This is a genomic window from Emticicia sp. CRIBPO (genome assembly GCF_009905725.1).
Classification (GTDB): domain Bacteria; phylum Bacteroidota; class Bacteroidia; order Cytophagales; family Spirosomataceae; genus Leadbetterella.
Window position 1 is genome coordinate 13,440 of sequence record NZ_JAAAKV010000010.1, and the last position, 23,847, is coordinate 37,286.

Below are 23,847 nucleotides of genomic sequence, written 5' to 3' on the forward strand. Positions count from 1 at the left end.
GGGATTTTTTTTTCGTAAAAAAATTAAAATACACACGATATAACGATAAAAATATACGTTTCCTCCAATTACCCCGCCGGATAAGAAAACGCCTTAAAGTTTTGATAATTAAACGGCATTATCTACATTTAGCTTACAAATGACCCCAAAAAGGTCATCAACATTTAGTGCTTTCTAAAAATAAATTAAAAACATCCCACTCCAATGAGAACACATCAACTGTTTCTCCTTATCCTGCTGTTTGTTTCAGCGGGTGTTTCGCGGGGGCTCGCACAGACCTCCGGACAAGTTTTTTTCGCCGGCTCATATGATGATTTCCTGAGAGAAGCCAAAAAGCAAAACAAAGTAGCCTTGCTTGATTTTCGTGTTGAAAGGTGCAGCTCATGCCAGAAACTCGAAAAAGAAACCTTTCAGGATCCCGAGCTCCAAAAATTTCTGGACAGAAACTATCTGATCCGTAAAATAGAGCTCAATTCATCAGAAGGGAAGTTGCTGGCAGACAAGTACCGCGTCGATGAATTCCCCGCTTTGGTTCTCTTAGACTTCCCTTCGAGGTCTGTCAGGAAACTGAACGGCTTTTATCAACCTGATTATCTTAAAAAAGAGCTTGAAAAATTCAGGTGGCAACCTATGTCTAAGTAAGATCCGGGGCTAAAAAAGCCGGTTGATCAAAAAAAACTCTGTTTTTTTAATCAAAGTGGATTTTCATGGTAATTTTGCGGCATGAATTTAAAGAACGATCTATTATTAAGAGCCGCCAAAGGACAGGATACAGAAAGAGTACCGGTCTGGATGATGAGACAGGCGGGAAGGATATTGCCTGAATACCGTGAAGTCAGAGCTAAAGCCGGTAGTTTTATTAAATTGGCCACCACACCTGAGCTGGCCGCTGAAGTGACATTACAGCCCGTTGATATATTGGGTGTGGATGCTGCTATTATTTTTTCCGACATCCTTGTAGTGCCTGAGGCCATGGGACTTCCCTATGAGATGATCGAAGCCAAAGGACCGTTTTTTCCTAAAACGGTCAAGTCGGCCAAAGATATTGAGAACCTGAAAATCAGCGATCCTGAAACAGACCTGGCGTATGTCCTCGATGCGATTGATATCGTGAAAAAAGAGTTGAACGGCAGGGTACCGCTGATCGGTTTTGCGGGAGCACCATTTACGATTTTTTGCTATATGATAGAAGGGAAAGGCTCTAAAACTTTCTCTGAAGCCAAAAAAATGCTGTACTCCAACCCTAAACTGGCACATACGCTTCTTCAGAAAATTACGGACAGTACCATTGCTTATCTGAAAGCCCAGATTAAGCACGGAGCTGACCTGGTCCAGATATTTGATTCATGGGCAGGTGTGCTGTCGCCTGATCAGTACAGGAAATTCTCATTGCCTTATATCGCACAGATTTGTGATGCCATTGAGGAAAACCCGGTGACGGTTTTTGCCAAAGGAGCATTCTTCGCCAGAAAAGACATCGGGAAGCTGTCCTGTGATGTAGTAGGACTTGACTGGAACATGGACATTAAAGAATCAAGAAAACTGATTCCGAACAAAACATTGCAGGGTAATCTTGATCCTTGTGTCTTATATGCTTCATTCAAAGAAATTGAAAAGCAGACCAAAAAAATGCTGAAAAGTTTCGGAGGGCAGAGGTATATTGCCAATCTGGGACATGGCGTATATCCTGATACAGACCCCGGGAAAGTGAAGTGTTTTATCGACACTGTTAAAAGTTTCTAACATGATCAAGCCTGAAATTTCAGGCTTTTTTATTGTTTTATAAGCATAAAAAATACAACTTGGAGTACTTTTTCCGTTTGATTTAAATACTATCTATTACCATATGAGGCTTGTTTTTTATTTACTGATTCTTTCTTCCACTTTGTCCTATGCCCAGAAACTGGAACAGCTGGGGGCTGCCATTAACACAGAATACAGCGAGATACACCCTTTGATTTCACCTGATGCACTAACCCTTTACTTTGTGAGAGTCAGTCACCCTTCCAATAATTTCGGGAAAGACGGCAGCAACGACGTCTGGTATGCAGATTTCAGACCCGACGGCAGGTGGGGAGTGGCCCGTAAAATGGCTAACTCGGTCAACAAGGATAAGTATAATGACTTGTTCAGTATCTCACCTGACGGTAATACATTGCTGGTGAGAGGGGTGTATATCAATGGGAAAAAAGAAAATGAAGTGGGTATATCCATGTGTAAGAAAACCGGGACGGGCTGGTCTCAGCCTAACAAAGTGGACATTCCCAAGCTGGATGCCATGTGTAAAGGACAATACCTGACCGCATTTCTGAGTAACAACGGAAAATCGATGATCCTGGCATTCAGTGAAAAGAAAAACAGTAAGGAAGACGATCTTTATATCAGCCTGGTAGATAAGGCCGGGAAATGGTCTAAGCCTGAAAGCCTGGGTTCTGACATCAATACGAGCTCTTCTGAAACCACTCCATTCCTCGCCTCTGATAATAATACCCTTTATTTCGCTTCTGACAGAAAAGGTGGTATGGGCGGACTGGACATCTGGGTCAGCAAGAGAAAGGGCAGGGGGTGGAACAGCTGGTCGAAACCTGTGAACCTCGGTGACAAGATCAATTCAGATCTGGACGATATGTATTACACCATCACCGCTTCCGGAGAGTACGCTTACATGGCTACCCGCAAAAATGCTGTAGGGAAATCTGATATTGTCAGGTTTAAACTGCGGGATGATAAGGTAAAAGAAGCGGAAGTGGCCTCCCTTCAGTCGTCTGACAGCGGACAGCCAGGTCAGAAAAAAGAAGATAAAAAAGAAAAGGCAGAAGATATCCTGAATACCGCTCCCACGGCTGTGGTCATGCTCAGTGGTATTGTGCTGGACTCGAAAACCGGCAAGCCGATAGAAGCCAAGATCATTTATGAAACCCTGCCTGATGGAGAAGAAGCCGGTGTGGCTTATTCTAATCCTACCACCGGTGAGTATAAGATCATTCTGCCTTACGGAAGCCGCTATGCCATCCGGGCCGAGGCCAACGATTTTATTTCTATTTCCAAAAGTGTCGATCTTACCATTCCCGGCGATTTTAAAGAGCTGAAAGGAGAGGACCTGACACTCGCTCCGATCCAGACCGGAGTGACGGTTGGTCTGAACAACATCTTTTTCCAGTTTGGTAAAGCCAAACTGCAGGAAGAATCCTATTTTGAGCTGGACCGTCTGACCACTTTGCTTAACCAGAACCCTAACATGACCATTGAAGTGCAGGGGCATACCGATAACGTGGGTTCTGATGAATCCAACCTGAAGCTGTCACAAGAAAGGGCGGATGCCGTTCGTGATTACATCGTTTCCAAGAAGGTGCCTTTGGTGAGGGTAAGAAGTGTTGGATTCGGGGAGTCAAAACCTATCGCAAGCAATCAGACCACCGAGGGCCAGGCGAAAAACAGAAGAGTTGAATTCGTAATCATCAGAAAATAAAAAGTCTTATAAAACAAAAGGGCGGTTCCGGATTTCCGGAACCGCCCTTTTGCTGTTTATCTGTTCTTAATTCTCTCCGCCACCTGCTCTTCTTTGTTCTGCAGAAGTAGCTGTCTGACGGTTTCTTGAAGCTTTAACGTTCTGGTTACCAAATCTGTAAACAAAGTTAACTCTTGCCTGTCTGCCGTCCCATCTGTTACGGATTTTCATGTCCACACCACCGAATTTGGTTTCGCCTCTCCATTTTGCAGTCGCGAATATATCGTTAACTGTGAACCTTAGGCTTGCTTTTTTGTCCCAGAAGGTTTTGCTGAAACCACCGTTGATGGCATACAAAGCTTTTCCAGAGAAAGTGCCTTCAATATTGGCTGAGTTGTACCACATCGAAGCCTCAGCTGTCCAGCCTTTTTTCAGGGTAAAGTTCTGGCTGGTGAAGATATTGTAAGCAAGGTTACGTACATTAAGCTGTTCACCCAAAAGTTCTCCTTTAAATACATTGTAGAAAGCCGAGACGTTGTTGTTCATGTTCCACCATTTCTTCACAGGCACAGGGAAGCTGACAGCAATGTTATAGTTTTCTCTTGATCCGATATTTTCCCTTACTGCGAAAGTGATATTGTTAACATCGATCTCGTCTGAGTAATTGTATTTTTTCAGTTTTTCAAGAATTTCAGGTTCGTTGACCGCGTTTTTGATGATCTGGTTCATGAAATCCTGTGTATTGCTGTATCCGATCGTGGTAACAAAAGCTGAATTGAAAGTATGGGTCAATTCAAAGGCATTGGTCATCTGAGGACGGAGATACTCGTTACCCAATTCATAAGTATAAGGATCAAGGAAGAATATGAACGGATTAAGTGATTGGTAATCAGGTCTGTCAATACGACGGCTATAGTTAAAGTTCATCGTGTTTTTCTTGTTGATCGTATGAGTCAGGTACAAACTCGGGAAGAAATTCACATAATCCCTGTGGCGTGTTTCTTTCAGCGTGATTGACTCACCGTTAGATTTGGTATGTTCCATACGCAAACCCGCCTGCAGATTCCATTTGTCGTTAAACTTCTTGCTGAAATTGGTATAGGCAGCATTGATGTTTTCTGTATAAATAAAGTGGTTGGTTCTGCCCATGTCTACTTTACCGTCGTTAAAAAACTGGATGTTGTTATCCGATTTTACAAAACTCGTCTTAACTCCTACTTCAAATTTCGAGTTGGAAGCACTTAAGGGAAGCGTATAATCCAGTTTACCCGCTGTAATATTGTATTTGTTCGGGATGTCGCTGGTCACTGTCAATGGCTTGCCTGATGTCTCACCATTGCCGTTAAAGAAATTGGTGATCATACCCAGTTCATTGCTTTGGTTATCGTAAACCGAATAGTCAAAGTCAGCAGTCAGATCCTGTCCTTTGTCATTGAAACTGTGTTTGAAGTTGGTATTGAAAGTAACATTCGTCCAGTCTCTCGCAGGATTTGAAGTCGTCGCAAGAATTGATTCAACTACACCGTTTTTGCTGATTTTGTTATTGTTTTCAGCCAGGCCTAAAGAACCCCAGTGACCGGCATTTACATTAACAAGCACACCTAAAGTGGTGGTTTTGTTGATGAAATAGTCAGAACCTGCTCTTAAGCTTAGGTTATAAGACTCCGTTTTACGCACAGCCGATTGGTCGAAATACCTTCCTTCAAGGTTTCTTTCAAAACGATTGACATTGTAGTTCTGACCCTGACGCATGCTGATGTTTCCGAAGTGGTTAAATTTACCTTTACGGTTGTTCAGGTTCAGGTTGGCATTATATTTAGGAAACAAACCTTTAATGTTGGCGTCTTCAGGCACAAGACTTAAACCTGTTCCCAAAGTAAAGCTACCGTTTGTTCCGAAATTGGTATTTCTTTTGGTTACGATATTGATGATCCCCGAGTTACCGGCCGCATCATATTTGGCTGAAGGGTTGGAGATGATTTCAATTTTCTCGATCTGGTCGCTGTTCATGTTTTTCAACAGGTTGGCCAGCTGTTCCTGTGACATGTAGGTAGGTTTGCCGTCCATATAAATCTGAACGCCCTGTTTTCCTTTTAAGCTGATGTTATCGTTCTGGTCAATCGAGACACCCGGAGCACGCTGCAAAACCTCCAGGGCAGTGCTACCGCTGCTGACGATGCTGTTTTCCACGTTCATAACCAGTTTATCAGGAAGTTGTTCAAGCAATGGCTTTTTTGACCTTACCGTTACCCCTTCCAGTGTTTTAGCGTCAAGTGCCAATTGAATTTCCGGAAGTTTCACATCCGTGTTTTCGTCAGAAATGGTGATTTTTGGTGAGGTATATTTAGCGTAACCTACCATAGAAACTGAAACCAGGTACTGATTGGCCGATATGGCTTCAAAAACGAATTGACCGTTAATATCGGCAATTCCTCCTTTTACCAATGTCGAATCTGAAGCTTTCAGAAGGAATACATTGGCAAACGGCATGTTTTGACGTTTTTCGTCAAAAAGGCTTCCTGAAATACGCCCGGTTTTCTGGGCAAAAGAGTTTAGGCTCAGGGCCAGGGCCCCGAAGGTAAAGAGTAATAGCTTTTTCATATTTTTTTCCCTGATTATAAGTGATTAAAAAACCTGACAGGGGGCAGATGATTTATGTTACAAAGGTATAGTACTGTGTTATGCAAGGTTACTGTTATTACACAAGTGGTTGTATTTTCATGATGAAAGGATGATTTAAAATAATAGCTTTTGAAGAAGGATGATATTATTCGTTCGCGGGTTGCATGGGGTTTGAAAAAAAATAAGAAATATGATTATAACGTGAGGATTCGGCTTGAATCCCCACTGAGGGCGATTTAATTTCACTTTGCAGATATGACGCGAAAGGGTTTATTCCTTTGTGAATTCAAGAATATCGCCGGGCTGGCATTGCAGTACTTCGCAGAGGGTTTCAAATGTCGAAAACCGGATGACCCCGGCTTTACCGGTTTTCAGTGTAAACAGGTCGGAAAGTGTAATGTTCAGTTTCTCTGCCAGGTCAATAAGCGGCATTTTCTGCCTGGCGAGTATGTCGTCCAAATGGATGGTTACGGGCATTTTTTTTAAACGGTTAAATCATTTTCCTGCTGAATTTCAATGCCTCTTTTGAAGATCTGTCCTATAATATAAAGGATAGCGGCACCCATCAGCAGGTTAAAGCCGGACTCAAATCTGTCCAGGTTTAATACTTCATGTCTTTTGTTGAGATGTTCAATATAGAAATCTCCGGCAATATTAATAATGGCGAAGCTGAGGATCGAATAACTTAACTGTTCAATTCCTGAAGCTACGGATGTCCTGAATGGATTGTCCATTTTAACATCATCCAGGATACATCTGACCCTTTCCCAGATATTGATGCCGATGATTATTTTAGCTATGATAAGGGTAGTGACAAAGAAATAAAGTGTAAAAGAGACTTCTTTCAGGGTACTCATTTTTTCGCCGGGTTGAAAATAGGCTACGCCGATGTTATCTGTAAAAAGACCGATGATAAGTGGTATCATCACAGCGGCTCCTTGGATAATAGCACCGATATATGTCACTAACACCACCACCTTTAAGTAAATCAAAATCGTTTCTGTTTTCGTTTTCATTTGTAAGAATTATTAATGATAGGGCAAAGTAAGTGTATTTATTATTGATAAACAATAAATATTGCATTTTTTTCAATTAATAAATATTGATAGCTTCAGTTGGGCTTGTAGGTGGTGAGGTATAAAAAAAGCCCCTCCCGGCCTGAGACCGGAAAGGGGCTAAAACTATGAAAAAAGCTGTTTGTTAATTAAAAGGCATTTTGTAGTTTCTTGCTACTTTTTTGCCTGAGTTGGCAGTGGACACTTTCTTCACCTCTTTCTTGTCATGAGGCATTTTATAGTTGGTCACCACCTTTTTATCTGAAGCCTCTGTAGCTATCAGGTCGGTTTTAAGAGGAACCAGCCCGGCTTTGGCATGTTGTTTATAATTTCCGGCATGATATCCGTTAACTGCCGCATATTTAGGCAATGTTTTCGGACTGCTGCTGGTAGTTTCAGAACTGTCTCCGTTTGAAACAGCATCAGTTCTCTGGGCGATGGCCGTGTTTAGCATTGTGGTCATTATCAGAATTCCTGACAAGGCAAGACCGGTCATTAATTTATTCTTCATTCTTCTGTCATTTAATGTGAAGGATAGTGTTAAAAACCTGAACACTATCCTGTTTGTGATTTTGTTGATTATTGCAAAGCTAAACACACAAATTTTATTTCTAAAATGACGGAATTTGGTTCTGTTTTGCCAAATATTATTTCGAAAATGTAGATTTTGAAAAATTATCTTTCAAATGGAGGGGAGGTTGATCCTGGAAAATCCAAAAATAGAATAATTATGGACCGGAAAGTCCCGAAAACAACCCTGGTTTTATGAAGATAGCCTTACCCTAGGAGATTTTTCCTTTTTTTCGGACAATTGTATTTTTCTGGTAAATGGGGACTTAAATGGTATAATTCATTAGAATTTTCCGCGAAAACTTTTTTTGAAATATTTCGATTTTTTTTGAGGCCTCCTTTTTTTGGTATTCATTTGGTTTTTTGTGCTGTTTTCCAAATAATATTCTATTTATCCATTATGAAACGCTTTGTGTAAGCACTCCGGGCCTTTTCATGTTAACAGGCGTTCTGAATTGTGCTTTTTTTACGCCCTGTTTTTGATAACCGGCTGATTGTTTTTACTCACTTTGTCATTAAATTACGATGTTAAAACCAAAACCAATGAATCTTGATTTAAGTACTGAGCTGAATTTCCAAACCAGCAGAAGCAGTGGCCCGGGAGGGCAGAATGTAAATAAAGTAGAGAGTAAAGTAGAACTCAGGTTCGATATTGAAGCTTCAGAAATATTGTCACCGGAGGTCAAAGTCAGGTTACTGGACAAACTTAAAACCAGGCTTGTTCAGGAAACCGTCATTCTTGTCACTGCCCAGGAGAAACGTACACAGCTTCAGAATAAGGAGGTGGCTGTTCAAAAATTCTATAAAATCATTGAAGAAGCCCTCGTTGAAAAGAAGAAAAGAAAACCTACAAAACCAAGTCTGGCAGATGTGCAAAAAAGACTGAAAACCAAGAAAATAAACGCTGAGAAAAAGAGTTTAAGAAGGAGAAATGATTTTGATTAAGTACGCCCCATTTAAAATTCTAATATAAAAAAATCTGATGTCAACAGTCCTAAAATCCCTGTTTTTCAGGGTTTCGATCTTAACCATTCTCATTTCTCAGAGTGTTTCAGGCCAAAGCAACATAACTGCTCTGAGAAAAAACATCCAGGAGATACTTAATACATCAAAAGCTAAAGTGGGAGTAGCGGTATTAGGCCTTGAAGACCGGTATTCTCTTACATTTTACCCGAAAATCCATTTTCCGATGCAAAGCACCTACAAGTTTCCTGTAGCTCTGGCGATCCTGGACAGGGTAGATAAAGGTAAATTAAAGCTTGATCAGAAAATCCATGTTTCCAAATCAGAACTTCACCCTGACACCTGGAGTCCGATGAGAGAAAAATATCCTGAAGGCAATGTAGACCTGCCATTAAGTGAATTGCTTGCTTTTATGGTTTCACAAAGTGATAACAATGCCTGCGATATACTCTTTGCCATAGCAGGAGGGCCTAAGAAAGTTGATCAGTATGTGAAAGCTCTGGGCGTTAAGCAAATAGCGATTGCCGCCACAGAATATGAGATGCATCAGGGATGGGAGGTGCAATACACCAACTGGTGCGAACCCTGGGCTATGATGCAGCTCCTGGATCTTTTTCATAAAAGGAAACTGCTCAAAAAGCCCACACACGATTTTCTGTGGAAGACCATGGTTGAAACCACCACGGGTCCTAAGAAAATCAAAGGTCTTTTACCAAAAGGCACATTGGTCGCTCATAAAACCGGCTCTTCCGGTACGAACAAGGACGGTGTGACGGCGGCTTCGCACGATGTGGGAATCGTTACTTTGCCGGATGGAAAACACTTTGGTATTGTGGTATTGGTGGGAGATTCAAAAGAAACCGAAGAGTTTCGGGAGGCTTTGGTGGCGAAGATCTCTAAAGCCACCTGGGATTATTATGTATCAAAAAAGTAAATCACTATAGAAAAGGAGGGCCTGCTTGCCGGCCCTCCTTTATGTTTACCGAAGCTTTTGCCATCTCAGACCTTCATCCGAAGGTCCTGCAAAAACAAAACCATTCTTTTTTAACACCTTTTGTGAGCCGTATCCGTCTTCCAACGTGTCGGCTACGACCAGTTTCACATCAGGGTTGAGGAATATCCATTTCAGGAACACCGCCAGGGCTTCTGTCATGTAGCCTTTACCTTCAAATTTGCCGTCGATATAATATCCCAGCAACACTTGTCCGTTTTCATCCGGAAGCCCGGAAATGCCTATGCCTCCGATATTAAGCTTGCTGGTTTCGTCTACGATGATCCAGTGGGTATACCAGCAGAAATCTTCCGGATGGGCGGTTATACCCGGGATGACGTAATGTTCAAGAGCATCGTCAAATTCCTGCATAAGACTGTCGTCGAAATTCAGTTTGAAATCCGAGAGGCTTAAACCCATCAGTTTATCCAGGTCGTTTCTGCCTGTTTTTAGTACATATATTTGTTCAAGGGTCAATGGAATGATCCTTGTTCTTTCTGATCTTAATGGAAACATTTGAAATTTAAAGTTTGATTTGGAGAATAAAATTCTTCCGGACAGAAATATCAGTCCGTTAAATGATTCAAACTTCAGGCATTGTCAGGCGACAACAGTATACTATTATTAAACAGAGGCATTTATTTTAACCGCATCAAAGATATGGAATATTTTGCTAAATTGCATATTCGTATAGGTAAATATTGATGCCGGAGTATTTCTTATTGCTTGTTTATGATTACAGCAACTTATCTCAGTTATAGCTTATGAGTTCAATTTTCGGAATGATCCGAAGTGGCGGCCAGCCGGTTGATTTGAAGGACCTTCACCAGATGGAGAAGGCCTTAAATCACTGGGAAGCTGATGCATCACATTGCTCGGCTGAAGAGGAGGCTGGATTCGGACATCTGATGCTTTATAATACCCCGGAATCGTTGAACGAAAGATTGCCGTTGACCCTTTACGAAAGTCGGCTGACCATTACATCTGATGCCCGGCTGGATAACAGGGAAGAGCTTTTTGATCAATTGAACATCCATGCTGCTGATCGTAGGACTTTCACCGACAGTGCTTTGATTTTAAAGACTTATGAAAAGTTTGGACACGACTGTGTGAAGCACCTGACCGGAGACTTTGCCTTTGCGATCTGGGATAAGAAAAACAGGCAATTATTCTGTGCCAGGGATCATATGGGTGTGAAGCCCTTTTTTTATTATTTTGATCCAAAGTGTTTTTTGCTGGCTTCTGAGAAGAAGGGCATTCTTGCCATTCCGGGAGTTAACACTGCTATAAATCAGCAATTTCTGTTTAATCAGCTATTTAATCCCGTACAACAGGCTGAGGATACAACAGTCTACCGGGAAATACATCGGCTTGCCCCCGCACATTACCTTGTTTTGGATGCGGATCAATGGAAAATCAGTCGACGGAAGTATTGGACCCTTGATCCGTTTACTGAAATAAAGCTGCCCTCAAAAAAAGAATACCTTGAGGGGCTGAAATGGCATTTTGATGAAGCTGTAAAGTGCAGAATCAGAAGTGCTTACCAGGTGGGGGCGGAGCTGAGTGGTGGATTGGATTCCAGCCCGATTGTGGCTGCGGCCTGGCATGCTTTGGAGAAAAAGAGTCTTACTACGTTTTCCAATACGCTTTCGGCAGATATAAACGATGAGATTTCTCTTAGTAAGAGTGAGCGGCCTTTCATAGAAGAAGTGCTCAGATGGAACGGGATTACAGATTCGATAATGGTCACCGAGCATATTTTTAGCACCATTGAAGAAGAGTTGGATTTCGGACTTTTTCTCAATGACGGGCCGGAGATGTGGAATCCGGTCTGGCAGATGCCGATGAAGGCAGAAGCAAGAAAAAGAAATGTACGTACGATGTTGTCCGGTTTTCCCGGCGACCAGATGGTGACAGACAAGGGAAAGGGCATTTATATTGATGAATATTATCGTAAAAATCTCATCACTCATTTATCAGCGGCAGGGGACTTCAGAGACCTGATCAGAAGGATGTCCCCCGGCTTTCCCTGGCAGTTGAGATACGCTTTTCAATATTTCCAGAGTGTTTTCCAGTATTGTTTTCATAGCGGCGGACGTCCGGGGCTTATCCATACTTTAAAAGCTTTTGAAGTGCCGTATAAGTATTGGAGTAAGAGGAATGAACATCTTTGGCAAGGGGACTATTACAAAGGATATCTTAAAAGCTACCGGCACAACCTCAAAGCCAAAGTATCCAAACCTATGGTCAGCCTGAGGATGGAAGCAGAAACCCGCCATGGTATTTATTTTCGTACTGAGCCGCGTTTTCCTATGGCGGATATCCGTTTGATACAGTATTATCTCTCTATACCTGATAAGCTTAAATATGAAGGAGAATTAACCCGTCCTTTGTGGAGGGAGGCGGTGTCTGCTTATTTGCCGGGCATGATCAGGGAGCGGAATTCTAAAATAGGAGATATGGCCCCGTTCATGAGCACGCCGGAGAAAATACAGCAAAAGAAAGATTTTCTTAAAGCGTTTTTGGAGCAGTCTGACAGTCAGAGTTGGCCTTTGAATATTAAAAATAGAAACAAGGTTACGATGAATCACCTGGAAACCATCTGGTGGATAAAGCAAAAATTCAGGGGATAGGTATTATCGTTTTATAATGCTAACGGTTTTAAGGTTTATGTAGCTTCAATTTGAATTTTTCTGATATATTTTGCTGCCTTTTAATAATTTATTGATTTATTTTGTAATATTTAGTCCTGTTATGCGTATTATTGTGATATATAAACGTAGATGAAAATCTGCTGGCCATGGAGACAATAACATTACTAAAAAGTGACATTCTTCACAGAAATGAGGAGGGCTTCCTCAGTAACAAATTAGGCGACGAAATGGTGATGATGAACCTCGAGTCAGGAGATTACCTGGGGATCAACGAGGTTGGTTTTGTCATCTGGGATTATCTGCAAGGCCCGAAGCCTGTTCAGGAAATTCTTGATTTCCTGGTGTCAGAATACGACGTGACTCCCGAGAATTGTGAGAGCGACACCATGCCTTATTTACAACAGCTTCTTCTTCAGAAAGTGGTGTTAGTGAATAGGTAGTCCTGTTTTTTGTCCATTGTTATGAATTTCTCCTTTTATTTTATTCAAAAGAGTAAAGCTTTCTTCTTTGTAAGTCATAGTAGCAAAATGTCGATGAACAAAGTACCCTTCCAAAACTAACCGTTAGTAAATTCAGGCTAAAAAATCTGCTCTCCCAAGGCGTTATTTACCCCCTTCAGAATTTTTGAAATACAATCCCAAAATATCAAATTCTATTATATGTAACGGTTAGTAAATACGTTTTATTAGTACTTGTAAATAAATATTTTATGTTAAATTAATATTATAAATCGTATATAAATTAAAGTTTTACTACCGTTTAATAATATTTTTATATTTTTTATTGTTTTTCTGATTTATGTACAATACATTTATACGTTAAATTTTCAACCTTTAATTTATATACTATGGAACCTTATTTAGGGGAAATTAAGCCGTTTGGGTTTGGATTTATTCCGAGAGGCTATCTGCCATGCGACGGCAGGTTATTGTCTATCGCTCAGAATTCAGCTTTATACGCAATACTTGGAACTCAATATGGCGGAGATGGCCGTACAACCTTCGCTTTGCCAAATCTTCAGGGAAACATAGCGTTAAGCCAGGGACAGATGCCTGGAGGAAGCTATTACAGTGTGGGTGAGCAGTCAGGGACAACCAATGTGAACTTGTTGACGTCAGAGATTCCCAGTCATAATCATGGTCTTCAGGGGGCGGCTATTGAGTCAGTAGCTGGATTGCTCCAGGTACCTACTGCTTCCAATTGTTATTTGTCTAATGCCGTTGCAAAGCCTAGTCCTTCATCTACTTCAGGAGTACTGGGAAGGGCTTATTCCAATACAGTTGCTAATGCCATACTAGGCCCGGCAACGGTAGGAGTTACCGGGGGGAGTCAGCCCCATAATAATATGATGCCTTATCTGGCCATTTATTTCGGGATTGCTGTGGAAGGAATTTTTCCTCCTCATTCTTAACTTATAAAATACTATTAAAAAATACTATGGATAATTTTCTTGGAGAAATAAGAAATTTCGGTTTTGGCAGAATCCCGAAGGGATGGGCCAATTGTGCCGGACAGATCATGTCAATTCAGCAAAATACGGCTTTGTTTTCACTTCTGGGCACTACCTATGGCGGAGATGGTATAACTACATTTGCCTTACCGGATTTACGGGGAAAAACTTCGGTTAACGTAGGAACATATTTAGGAACTCCATATGCGTGGGGACAACAAGCCGGTACTGAAAGTGTGACATTGAATACTACTCAATTGCCGGCACATAATCATTTTAGCTATGGAAACGAGGCCATGGGGAATAATATCCTGAACAGCGGAGATGACTATCCTGCAGAAATGTCTGTTTTTGTTTCTAATCCTCAGTCGCAACAATATGCTGTTAACGGATTTAATCCTACCAACAGTAATATGGTGCCTCTTGCTCCGGACTCAATAATGCAGACCGGTGGTAATCAACCGCATGAAAATCGCCAGCCATATTTATGTATCAATATTTGTATTGCTTTGCAGGGAGTATTTCCTTCAAGGCCATGATCTAAAAAATAAAAATAATCTAGCTTTATGGAAAACTATATTGGAGAAATAAAACTTTTTGCAGGGAATTATGCACCCGTCAACTGGGCATTTTGTGATGGTTCATTACAAAGTATTGCAGAAAACACGGCATTATTTTCCTTATTGGGTACAACTTATGGTGGTGACGGTGTTACTACTTTTGCTTTGCCTGATCTCAGAGGACGTGTACCTGTAAATCAGGGAAGGTCTAACTCAGGGACCACTTATATCTTGGGTGAGGAGGCAGGTGTTGAGAATGTGACGCTTCTGAACAGCCAGATACCAGCTCATAATCATACTTTTAATGTCAGCACCAATGTGGGAACAAGCCCTTTGGTAAGTAATCATTATTATTCAGCTCCCGTAGCTCCTACCGACCCGCCTTCTTCTAATAAAAGCATCGTATTTTATCAGCCGGATACAGCCGGAGAAGTAAAGTCAGTATTAAGACCCAATACCCTTACACTCACCGGGAGTAACATGCCTCACACAAATATGCAACCATATTTGGTTATTACCTATATCATAGCTCTTTACGGGATATATCCGAGTTTCAATGACTGACATTTTTAAGGACTCCGTCAAAATTGAATTACTGCTCTAAAGAGAAAGTAACTCTTATAGAGAATCGGGATCTTGTTCGATCATTATGAAAATGATTTAACAACTTCCGGGATTTAATCTTGATTCCTTTTTATCCCGGCCTGCCGGTCGGGTGTGTCGGAGGGGTGTTGCGTATATTTAATATGGTGTTTCTGGGCAGTCTGTTTCAGGATGTTGGAAAGAAGGGAGTTGCAGATATAGCTCATCTCCTTTTAACACAGTTTTTGCGACAACAGAACTTATCAATTGGATTTTATTTTCAACCTTTAACTAATTAATTATGGAACCATTTATAGGAGAAATCCGACCCATGGCTATTAAGTTTGCTCCCATTGGTTATCTGCTTTGTGATGGTAGTGAACTGCCTGTTTCCCGGTTTCAAGCCCTGTTTGCCGTTATCGGTAATTCTTACGGAGGCAATGGACAAACAACTTTTAAATTGCCTAATCTTGCTGGAAAGGTAGTTGTAAACCAGGGTCAATTGATCGGTGGAGATAACTATACCTTTGCAAAAGAGGGTGGGCTGTCCGATGTGACACTGACAACAAATGAAGTTCCCACCCATGGTCATAGCAGCCAGGGAGCCTCGATTGAAGCTGTGAATAAGTTGCTTAAGGTGCCGACTCCATCTAATACTTATCTCTCTAATGCGGTGGCCAAGCCTACATCGGATTCTTCTTCTGGAGTATTGGGAAGAGCTTATTCCAATACTGGTGCCAACAAGGCCCTCGGAGCTAATACTTTGTCGCTTAGCGGAGGGTCTCAGGCTCATACCAATATGATGCCTTCCCTTGTGATCAATTATTGTATTGCGTATGAAGGTATTTTCCCTCAAAAATCTTAATTAAAAAATATGGAAAATTTATTAGGAGAAATCAGGGTTTTCGGATTTGGGGTTATTCCCAAAGGATGGTTTACATGTGCAGGCCAGACCCTGGCAGTTAATCAGTACCAGGCACTTTTTTCATTACTCGGAACCTCCTTCGGAGGAGATGGAGTCAATAATTTTAAACTTCCTGATTACAGGGGGGTAGTTGGTTTATCTACTGGTCCGGGATTTGATTTTGGTAAACCACTCGGTCAGCCAGTTGTTTCATTGACAGTACCCCAGCTCGCATCGCATAATCACCTGGTAGGCGTCAACGAAGATATGGGGAATGACATATTGAAAGATGGAGATGATTATCCGGCTCAGATGTCAGTTTTTGTAAGTAACCCTCAATCGCAGAAATATGCTGTTAAAGGGTTTGTTAATAATCCTGGAAATACATTGATTCCGTTGGCTCCGGATACCATCGGAATATCCGGAGGAGGGCAGCCTCATGCCAACCTGCAGCCGTATCTGACATTGAATGTTTGCATAGCCTGGCAGGGAATTTATCCGTCAAGACCATAACCGATTAAATTAAATTAACTATGGATAATTACGTAGGTGAAATTAGAATTTTTGCGGGCAACTTTGCCCCTGTAGGCTGGGCCCCATGCGATGGCCGTCTATTGAGTATTGCTGAATATGAAGTTTTGTTTAATTTATTCGGAACAATTTACGGGGGAGACGGACAGCATACGTTTGGCTTGCCTGATCTTCGGGGAAGAGTAGTTGTTAATGCTGGAACAGCTTCTTATGGAGGTCAGTATAATTTAGGAGTTCCGGGCGGGCAGGAACGGGTAACCCTGAAGATTACGGAGATGCCTCAGCACAACCACAATTTTATGGTCAGTACCATGGAGGGAAATAGTACTACTGCCGGGAATTTCTATTATGGAGCACCCGTTGCACCTGCAGACCCGCCTTCTGCTAATAAACAAATCGTATTTTATCAACCGGATACTGCAGGAGAAGTAAAATCCACTTTTATGGCAAGTACCATTCAGCCTGTAGGCGGAAACTTACCTCATGAAAACAGGCAACCGTATTTACCTATTACATACATTGTAGCTTTAAACGGTATTTACCCTTCGCCTTCATAATACGGTTAATCATAAATGAAAATAGGTATTATTTCAAGTGCCGAATATGGCATCCCTTTGTTGCAACTGTTAAAAAGTAATGGAATCACGGCATCTGTTTTTACAGATGCCGCTTTTATTGAACAATCTGCTGCTATCAGGCACTTTTGTCAGATGGCCGGAATACCTGAAACGTCAGGGAGGCAGAGCGATCTCTATGACTGGCTTAGAGCAGAAAAACCGGATATGGTGTTTATGATGGGATATGCTCATCTGGTAGATCCCGGAAAACTGTCGCATACACTTTCTCAACATTTCTATAATATTCATTTCGGAGCTCTTCCGCATTTCAGAGGGCCGCAGCCTGTATTCTGGCAGCTTAAATTGGGCGAATCTTTCCTGACAACCACTATTCACCGGATTAACCATAAATTTGATGACGGAGGTATTGTCTGGCAAAAAAAAATAGCGAGAGCACCTCACCATAGTTATGGTGTGGTACATACTTTATTGGGGCAGATATCTTTGGAGGGTGTTGTTTTTCTGATTTCCTGTTTTATGAATAAGAAGGAAATAATGGAAGTGGAACAGGATCAGGCTAAAGGTAAATACTACAAAAGACCGCGGTTAAAAGATATACAGATTAACTGGGGTATTATGGCAGCTGAAGAAATTGTTAACCTGGTTCAGGCCTGTAATCCCTGGAATAAAGGGGCCAGTACTTTTTTTCAGGGAAATGAAATTAAGATTATTGATGCTGAAGTTCAATCAGGTTCTTATGAAGGGATAGGAATCTCTCCTGGCCGGATTATGAACGCCGGTAAAACCCTGGACGTACTTTGCTCAGATGGTAAGTTATTATCTCTTCATATGTTGAATGTTAACGGGATATTTTATCCCGCGAGACACTCCCCTTTTATCGGGCTTATTGTTGGTCATCAATTTATTTAAACTGATGAGTTCCACAAAAAAAAACGACGGTTTTTTTTGTGGAACCAATGAAAGAATGTATTTTCGTATATAAAAAAATATTAGCAATGGAAATTGAAAATAAAGATTTTAGTGAAGAGTTTGAGTCATCTCCCAAAAAACAATGGACTAAGCCTGAATGTGAAATAATAGGGAAAGATAGGATCAACGCAGGATCTATTTCCTTTGTTGCGGAAGGAGCCAAGTCTACTTTTGGCCTTCCTGGAGCAGGATCCTGAAGTCTGGTAGCTTATAACATGTAACCCAGGGTTTTCATAACCTCAGAATGCTGTGTCCAGATAGCGGATACCTGGTGTTTGTTTAACTCCTGCTGCCAGTTATTTGCTTTTCCATTTCTGAAAAAAGATTTGCATTGGAGTGTTTTTTCAGAAAAGCCTAATATTTTCTCCTGGCCTTTTAGCTTTGTAAATTGACTTGCATCAATGGCTCTTATTATTTTATCTTTTGGAAATACAATTCCGGATTTTTTAAGAATATAAGTAAAGAACCTTAAAGGGTCATTTATCAGATCTTCATATCTTATTAGGTGAACTGGAAAGTCTGGCCCAGACATCCAGCTATTCACATGTCCGCTCCAGTCGAAAAGTAATTGTTCAGTTTGCGAGTAGTTATTTAAATTATTCTCTTGTAAAGCAAAACAGGCTTTTTTATTATTCATTAATTCAATTGCTTCATCGATCGTGGATGAATTATGGTTGGCCAGCGAAGCTGCGATGTCCAACGGATTCCGTACGATATAAATGGCACAATGGGTACTTTCCGAAGGGATAATGGGGCGATTTTGGGTATTGCTGGAATAGGCATCATGAATTTTAAAATAGAACTTTTCCTGCAGGTTGTTCTCAGGAAGACAGGAGTAAGCTTCAGGAAGTAATATTTTTGTCTCTTCATTTGTTAAGAGAGTAGAATCCAAATCAGTTTGATCTTTCAAAAAAAGTCTGGAGGAAAATATGCCATTAGTTACCAGATCGTTGATATCAACTTTTCCATCATTGTGCAGAGCCGTTAAAAAAGCTCTAAACCATGTATTGCCACTTTTAGGATAAGAGGCAAGCCAGATGATTCTTTTTTTAGATTTATTTATTTTCATCTTAGCCTTTCTAAAATCTTTTGTGAAATATCCTTAAGAGTATTAGTGCTGTAAGGACTTTCTACGAGATGGACAGAGGTTGATGCTGAGAGTTTCGATGCTATCGAAAAATGAAGTGCCCTTTTTTGCATTGCATTCATTTGAAGTGAACGATAGGTGTTTTTCTGGATGGCCTTAAAGGCATTCGTATCAGTCAGAGGTTTTACTTCCGTTTTTCGGGCCTGGTTCTTTCTTTCTAAAAAGAAAACTGATTTTATTGGCAGAGCTTCTATTGAAAAAGTATTATGGAAAAATCTTCTGTACTTCGGCAGCGAATCCCTGACTCTTTCGCTTTCAGGTAGTTTTTCTAATCCGGTTTTATCAAAACTATCCACCCAAAGTTTTGCCATGGGATAACTGGCTACCGCCATCATCTGATTCTGTTCCCCTGATTTGAGTACGCAAACATCATCTGTAAACAAAGGGTATCCCTCCAGTGAAAGTGCTGTGGCCAATGTGGACTTCCCGGCTCCGCTTTCTCCGCAGAATAAAACGACTCCGTCTTTATAATGAACTCCCGATGCGTGAAATGGGATCAGGTCTCTTTGATGCAATACCGCCGCCATGGCATTGCTTAGCAGAAACAACCGCAGTGTCTTTTGTTCCGCACCGGGCAGTGGCTCCACAATGATGTCAGTTCCGTTGGCTACATAGTAATTGGCGGTGTTCATGAATTTAAGCAGGTATTCGTCGGGACTCATGGATACCCGGACTTTGTGCACGACATTTTCGCCGGTTAAAGCTTCCGGTGTTTTGCCCAGACGGATGGTGACTTCCGGTGTGTCGAACTCAAAAGGTAGAAGTTCGGGAAACTCTATTTCTGACGCAATATGCAGACCGTATCCCCAATAATGGTACATAATAAGGAGGTTATGTTATTATTGCAATATACGAATAATCGCGACGTATAGTTGATACTTTAGTCAGTTTGTTTTTAAAAATTGATTAAACGGTAGTAATCAAAATCGTGAAGAAAGGAAGATGTGAAGGTGTGTTTGTGCGAAGTTACTGGTTCCAGATTTCCCAGGCTTTTTCCGCCTGGTATACCAGCATCTGATAGCCGTTGATTACCCGGGCCCCTTTTTCAAGCCCTTTTTTCATGAAAAGGGTCTCCTCAGGATTGTAAACGAGGTCGTATAAATAGTGTTCCGGAGTCAGAGCTTCATAGTTGATGTCAGGACACTGATCAATGTTGGGGTAAGTGCCTACAGGAGAGCAATTAATAATAAGATGGTACTCTTTGATCAAGTCTTTTGCTTCTTCATAAGAGATGGATGTTTCTGAGCTTTTTCGGGAAACGATCTTGTAGTCGATCCCAAGGTCTTCAAGAGCCACAACCACGGCTTTTGCCGCTCCGCCGAAACCAAGTACCAGGGCCTTAAACCCGCTATTTAAACCCGGAATAAATTCTTCCAGGGATTTACGGAATCCGAAGTAATCAGAATTATATCCTGCTAACTGTCCATCTTCCTGAATTTTGATCACATTTACAGCCCCGATGCGGGCCGCAGAAGGGTCAATAAAATCCAGGAAAGGAATGACGTTTTGTTTATGAGGAATGGTAACGTTCAGCCCTTTAAGGTCAGGAGAGTTTTGAATTAAAGGAAGAAGTTCGTTGTAATCTTCCATCTCAAAAAGCTCATACGCATGGGTCGAAGACAGTCCTGTCCGTTCAAATTTTTCACTGAAATATTTCTTCGAGAAGGAATGTGTCAGAGGAAACCCGATCAGTCCGAACTTTTTCATTACTTATCCTGCGATGTCTTTTTTATCAATAAATTTGTACTTGATGATACCCCAGATCATCGGGGCAACAGAGATGAATACGATAGTGAGCACCACTTTCTCAAAATTAGCTTTGATAAACTCATTATTGCCCAGGAAATAACCCAGTAAAGTGATACTGCTGACCCATATAACGGCTCCGATAAAACAGTAAGTAATATACCTGACGTACTTCATACTGCCGGCTCCGGCTACAAAAGGGGCGATTGTACGGATAATCGGCATAAAGCGGGCAAGGATAACCGCTTTACCTCCATGTTTTTCGTAAAATTGCTCTGTTTGGGTGATGTATTCTCTTTTGAGGAAAAGAATCTTATCCTTTGACTTGATGAGTTCACTGAACTTATGGCCCACAAAATAATTGACATTATCACCGAGTAATGCGGCAAGAATCAGCAGTGGGATGATGATGGCAACATCGAGTTTTCCGGTGGTTGAGGCCAGGAGACCGGTAGCAAACAACAATGAATCACCAGGAAGAAAAGGCATTACAATGAGGCCTGTTTCCACAAAAATGATCAAAAATAAAATAGCATACGTAAGCTTATCGTATTCGCTCAAAAAGCCCTGAAGTGTAGTCAAAGGATCTTTGAGGAAATCCAGAAGAAACTGAATAAATTCCATAATATTAGTTTTAGTCGTCTTGTCTGATTCTTTCGTCCTGGTAGTATTTACCCAATTTGTATTTTTGCTTCACATCATCTGAAAGGAAGGTGGCAAAAGTGTCTCCTCTCAAGCCAAGGCGGATGGTTTCAAGAGGAATGATTTCGTTGGGAGCAATGTTGCCCAGGTTGACGTTAGTACCGACTAACTTGACAAAATATACCTGCTGTGATTTTTGAGGGGCTTCCCAGATGATTTTTTCTGCAGGGATGGCATGGATAATTTCATCCACAAGGCCCTGGCGGACTTCTCCGCTGCTTCTGTACAAACCGATGTTTCCGCCTTCACGGGCTTCGCCGATCACTTTCCAGGCACCGGCATCCAATTCAGCCTGCATCATCTGGATCCATTTGTAAGGAGCAAATATTTTTTCAGCGTCTTTGGAACCTACCTCCGACAACACTTTGCCGCGGCTGGCCAGACGTTTGATATAATCGCATTTTTCGTCGTGTGGAAGGGTGATGGAGCCGTCAGAAACTTCTGCATGTTCCAGCTTGAATTCGTCGAGCACACGGATATAGTCTTCAAACTGATTTCTGACTACAAATGCTTCAAACAGGGTCCCACCGAAATATACCGGAATCCCGGCTGATTGATAAACTTCTATTTTAGCTTTTAAGTCGGGAGTGACAAAAGAGGTCGCCCAACCTAATTTTACGATGTCTATATATTGTGCGGAGGTGCTGAGGACATCCTCGGTCTCCCGGATGCTTAATCCTTTGTCCATAACCATTGTTAAGCCGGCATCACGAGGTTGTACCGTCCGCTCTGGAACCTGTAAAAGAGAGTAATTCATTATGAGTGATTAATTTTTCTAAAAATTACTCTGTAAAAGTAGTTCTTTTTTGCCAATAATTTGATTACCGCCAATCTTTTTGTGCTTATTTCAGGAATCCGTGCAATGAAATGTTGTTATAATTATTCGCTGTTACCGGTCCGTTTTTGAAGCATAAAGTGTACTTTTTAGTGCCCTCCACCACTAAAAACGGCCCTTTCTCCACTGGCTTTGACGGATTTGATGAATAGCATCGCCGTGGCTGCAAAACACAGCAATACTCCTGCCGTACGGATGGCATTTAAGGGATTACTGTCCAGGAATGTTTTATAAATATAGCCGAAACTGAGATTCTGGATCAGCATCGGTACGACGATCATCATATTGACAATGCCCATATACACACCATAGCGGGTTTTGGGGATCGAAGCCGCCACCAGGATATAAGGAACGCCCATCATGCTCGCCCAGGCTATGCCGAAGCCTACCATTGGTACAAAAAGCAGGTATTTGTTTGTAATGCCCGGCAGGACCAGTAATGCGATACCGGCCATCAGCAGGCAAATGAAATGGACCCATTTGGCACTGTATTTCTGAGCCAGCCAGACCAGCCCGAAGGCAGAAAGGAAGGTGACGATGTTGTACCAGCCGTTTAAAAGCCCTGTCCATCCGACAGCCTCTTCATACATGTGCTTTTCCTGTTCATTCAGGTTATTCAGATTGGCTTCAATACCCCAGACGGATTTAGCAACACCATGAGAGATAAATTGCCAGTAACAAAACATGGCATACCATTGGAATAAATAAACCAGGGCCAGTTTTTTAAGGAGAGACGGCATTTCCCTGATGGCCGAAAATATTTCAATAAAGGGCTCAAAGATGCCTTTTCCTTTTCTTTTGGCCATCTCTTCCAGTTCTTCTTCAGAGGGAGGAATTTCGGGTGTGGTTTTGACAGACCAGAGTACCGAACCAATGGAAGCGATACATCCTACAAAGAAAGAACCGAACGCCCAGTAGGGGATGCCGGCAGGTGATTTCCCTGTGATGATGATCTGGAAAAAATACAGGGATAAATTGGCCAGGGTAATGCCCAGTCCGGTGAAAAAGCTCTGGGCGAGGAAACCTGTAGGTTGTTGTTCTTCCGGAAGTTTATCGGCAATAAAAGCCCTGTATGGCTCCATGGCGGTGTTATTGGCCGCGTCAAGAATCCACAGTAAACTGGCGGCCATCCACAAAGTGCTGCTGAATGGCATACTGAAGAGGCATAAGCTGCAGAATATGGCCCCGACAAGGAAATATGGCTTTCTTCTGCCCCATCTGGGACTCCAGGTTTTGTCGCTGATGGCTCCGATAACCGGCTGAATCAGCAATCCGGTCATGGGGCCTGCGAGATTAAGTATGGGAAGGTCTTCGGGATTGGCATTTAAAAAAGTATAAATTGGATTCATGGCTGTTTGTTGCAATCCAAAGCTATATTGAATACCAAAGAAACCAAAGTTCATGTTAATAATTTGCCAGAAACTTAGTTTGGGTTTAAATTGAATGATCATTTGGGTATAGGCTTGAGTAATTTTTGAACAAATCAATAGAAAAAAAAGTATTTTTTGGATAATACGCTGTTTTTTTATTACTATATTTT

At 41.6% G+C, this 23,847-nt stretch carries 26 protein-coding genes; 15 read left to right on the top strand and 11 right to left on the bottom strand.

The genetic code is table 11. The features are described from left to right. The first annotated feature begins 204 nt into the window (after nucleotides 1–204). The 3 genes from GVN16_RS19955 to GVN16_RS19965 all read left to right on the top strand — a co-directional run bounded on the left by GVN16_RS19955 (nucleotide 205) and on the right by GVN16_RS19965 (nucleotide 3,469). Nucleotides 205–642 carry a thioredoxin fold domain-containing protein gene (locus GVN16_RS19955; protein ID WP_166565713.1) on the top strand — a complete coding sequence of 146 codons (438 nt, stop codon included), beginning with the start codon at nucleotides 205–207 and terminating at the stop codon, nucleotides 640–642. A gap of 81 nt (nucleotides 643–723) precedes the next feature. Further along, entirely contained in the window at nucleotides 724–1,743 is a 1,020-nt protein-coding gene (gene hemE / locus GVN16_RS19960; RefSeq protein ID WP_166565714.1) for a uroporphyrinogen decarboxylase, read from the top strand. A gap of 103 nt (nucleotides 1,744–1,846) precedes the next feature. Further along, entirely contained in the window at nucleotides 1,847–3,469 is a 1,623-nt protein-coding gene (locus GVN16_RS19965; protein ID WP_166565715.1) for an OmpA family protein, read from the top strand. Nucleotides 3,470–3,535: 66 nt separating this feature from the next. Here the strand turns inward: GVN16_RS19965 and GVN16_RS19970 are convergent, their stop codons facing one another. The 4 genes from GVN16_RS19970 to GVN16_RS19985 form a co-directional block, all read right to left on the bottom strand. Continuing rightward, on the bottom strand, nucleotides 3,536–6,049 hold the full coding sequence (locus GVN16_RS19970; protein ID WP_166565716.1) for an outer membrane beta-barrel protein: 2,514 nt from the start codon (nucleotides 6,047–6,049) through the stop codon (nucleotides 3,536–3,538). A gap of 291 nt (nucleotides 6,050–6,340) precedes the next feature. Continuing rightward, the gene (locus GVN16_RS19975; protein WP_166565717.1) at nucleotides 6,341–6,547 is read right to left on the bottom strand and encodes a helix-turn-helix transcriptional regulator; all 207 of its coding nucleotides are present in this window, start codon (nucleotides 6,545–6,547) and stop codon (nucleotides 6,341–6,343) included. A gap of 5 nt (nucleotides 6,548–6,552) precedes the next feature. Next, nucleotides 6,553–7,086, bottom strand: a complete 534-nt coding sequence (locus tag GVN16_RS19980) for a DUF2975 domain-containing protein (RefSeq protein WP_166565718.1) — start codon at nucleotides 7,084–7,086, stop codon at nucleotides 6,553–6,555. A 184-nt stretch (nucleotides 7,087–7,270) separates the two neighbouring features. Continuing rightward, nucleotides 7,271–7,636 carry a hypothetical protein gene (locus GVN16_RS19985; RefSeq protein ID WP_166565719.1) on the bottom strand — a complete coding sequence of 122 codons (366 nt, stop codon included), beginning with the start codon at nucleotides 7,634–7,636 and terminating at the stop codon, nucleotides 7,271–7,273. Between the two features lie 602 nt (nucleotides 7,637–8,238). Between GVN16_RS19985 and arfB the strand changes: the two genes are divergently transcribed. Then, complete coding sequence (gene arfB, locus GVN16_RS19990) at nucleotides 8,239–8,640, top strand: alternative ribosome rescue aminoacyl-tRNA hydrolase ArfB (protein ID WP_229244263.1); 402 nt, start codon at nucleotides 8,239–8,241, stop codon at nucleotides 8,638–8,640. A gap of 37 nt (nucleotides 8,641–8,677) precedes the next feature. Continuing rightward, nucleotides 8,678–9,592, top strand: coding sequence for a class A beta-lactamase, subclass A2 (bla, locus tag GVN16_RS19995; protein ID WP_166565721.1), 915 nt, complete (start codon nucleotides 8,678–8,680; stop codon nucleotides 9,590–9,592). A 45-nt stretch (nucleotides 9,593–9,637) separates the two neighbouring features. Here the strand turns inward: bla and GVN16_RS20000 are convergent, their stop codons facing one another. Next, a complete protein-coding gene (locus GVN16_RS20000) occupies nucleotides 9,638–10,165 on the bottom strand; it encodes a GNAT family N-acetyltransferase (protein ID WP_166565722.1) in 528 nt (175 codons plus the stop codon). A 248-nt stretch (nucleotides 10,166–10,413) separates the two neighbouring features. On the opposite strand from GVN16_RS20000, the gene GVN16_RS20005 reads away from it, so the two are divergent. From GVN16_RS20005 to GVN16_RS20050, 10 genes are all read left to right on the top strand, one after another. Next, nucleotides 10,414–12,282 (top strand): asparagine synthase-related protein, encoded by a 1,869-nt coding sequence (locus GVN16_RS20005; RefSeq protein WP_166565723.1) that lies wholly within the window; start codon nucleotides 10,414–10,416, stop codon nucleotides 12,280–12,282. Between the two features lie 167 nt (nucleotides 12,283–12,449). Then, the gene (locus tag GVN16_RS20010; RefSeq protein ID WP_166565724.1) at nucleotides 12,450–12,743 is read left to right on the top strand and encodes a PqqD family peptide modification chaperone; all 294 of its coding nucleotides are present in this window, start codon (nucleotides 12,450–12,452) and stop codon (nucleotides 12,741–12,743) included. Nucleotides 12,744–13,150: 407 nt separating this feature from the next. Continuing rightward, a complete protein-coding gene (locus GVN16_RS20015) occupies nucleotides 13,151–13,714 on the top strand; it encodes a phage tail protein (RefSeq protein WP_166565725.1) in 564 nt (187 codons plus the stop codon). A 26-nt stretch (nucleotides 13,715–13,740) separates the two neighbouring features. Further along, a complete protein-coding gene (locus GVN16_RS20020) occupies nucleotides 13,741–14,292 on the top strand; it encodes a phage tail protein (RefSeq protein WP_166565726.1) in 552 nt (183 codons plus the stop codon). 27 nt (nucleotides 14,293–14,319) lie between these two features. After that, on the top strand, nucleotides 14,320–14,877 hold the full coding sequence (locus GVN16_RS20025; RefSeq protein ID WP_166565727.1) for a phage tail protein: 558 nt from the start codon (nucleotides 14,320–14,322) through the stop codon (nucleotides 14,875–14,877). A gap of 319 nt (nucleotides 14,878–15,196) precedes the next feature. Then, entirely contained in the window at nucleotides 15,197–15,760 is a 564-nt protein-coding gene (locus GVN16_RS20030) for a phage tail protein (protein ID WP_166565728.1), read from the top strand. 9 nt (nucleotides 15,761–15,769) lie between these two features. Then, nucleotides 15,770–16,312, top strand: coding sequence for a phage tail protein (locus GVN16_RS20035; RefSeq protein WP_166565729.1), 543 nt, complete (start codon nucleotides 15,770–15,772; stop codon nucleotides 16,310–16,312). A 20-nt stretch (nucleotides 16,313–16,332) separates the two neighbouring features. Further along, complete coding sequence (locus GVN16_RS20040) at nucleotides 16,333–16,887, top strand: phage tail protein (protein ID WP_166565730.1); 555 nt, start codon at nucleotides 16,333–16,335, stop codon at nucleotides 16,885–16,887. A 15-nt stretch (nucleotides 16,888–16,902) separates the two neighbouring features. Further along, a complete protein-coding gene (locus GVN16_RS20045; protein WP_166565731.1) occupies nucleotides 16,903–17,817 on the top strand; it encodes a methionyl-tRNA formyltransferase in 915 nt (304 codons plus the stop codon). 86 nt (nucleotides 17,818–17,903) lie between these two features. Beyond that, nucleotides 17,904–18,074, top strand: coding sequence for a hypothetical protein (locus GVN16_RS20050; RefSeq protein ID WP_166565732.1), 171 nt, complete (start codon nucleotides 17,904–17,906; stop codon nucleotides 18,072–18,074). 11 nt (nucleotides 18,075–18,085) lie between these two features. On the opposite strand, the gene GVN16_RS20055 is transcribed toward GVN16_RS20050, so the two are convergent. The 6 genes from GVN16_RS20055 to GVN16_RS20080 form a co-directional block, all read right to left on the bottom strand. Continuing rightward, nucleotides 18,086–18,946, bottom strand: a complete 861-nt coding sequence (locus GVN16_RS20055; RefSeq protein WP_166565733.1) for a sulfotransferase domain-containing protein — start codon at nucleotides 18,944–18,946, stop codon at nucleotides 18,086–18,088. Then, nucleotides 18,943–19,845 (bottom strand): serine kinase, encoded by a 903-nt coding sequence (locus GVN16_RS20060; protein WP_166565734.1) that lies wholly within the window; start codon nucleotides 19,843–19,845, stop codon nucleotides 18,943–18,945. The genes GVN16_RS20055 and GVN16_RS20060 overlap by 4 nt, the downstream gene beginning before the upstream one ends. A gap of 145 nt (nucleotides 19,846–19,990) precedes the next feature. After that, nucleotides 19,991–20,731 (bottom strand): shikimate dehydrogenase, encoded by a 741-nt coding sequence (locus tag GVN16_RS20065; RefSeq protein ID WP_166565735.1) that lies wholly within the window; start codon nucleotides 20,729–20,731, stop codon nucleotides 19,991–19,993. 3 nt (nucleotides 20,732–20,734) lie between these two features. Next, the gene (locus tag GVN16_RS20070) at nucleotides 20,735–21,394 is read right to left on the bottom strand and encodes a VTT domain-containing protein (RefSeq protein WP_166565736.1); all 660 of its coding nucleotides are present in this window, start codon (nucleotides 21,392–21,394) and stop codon (nucleotides 20,735–20,737) included. A gap of 10 nt (nucleotides 21,395–21,404) precedes the next feature. Continuing rightward, the gene (locus tag GVN16_RS20075; protein WP_166565737.1) at nucleotides 21,405–22,229 is read right to left on the bottom strand and encodes a phosphosulfolactate synthase; all 825 of its coding nucleotides are present in this window, start codon (nucleotides 22,227–22,229) and stop codon (nucleotides 21,405–21,407) included. Nucleotides 22,230–22,396: 167 nt separating this feature from the next. Further along, entirely contained in the window at nucleotides 22,397–23,758 is a 1,362-nt protein-coding gene (locus GVN16_RS20080; RefSeq protein WP_205748930.1) for an MFS transporter, read from the bottom strand. Nucleotides 23,759–23,847 lie beyond the last annotated feature (89 nt).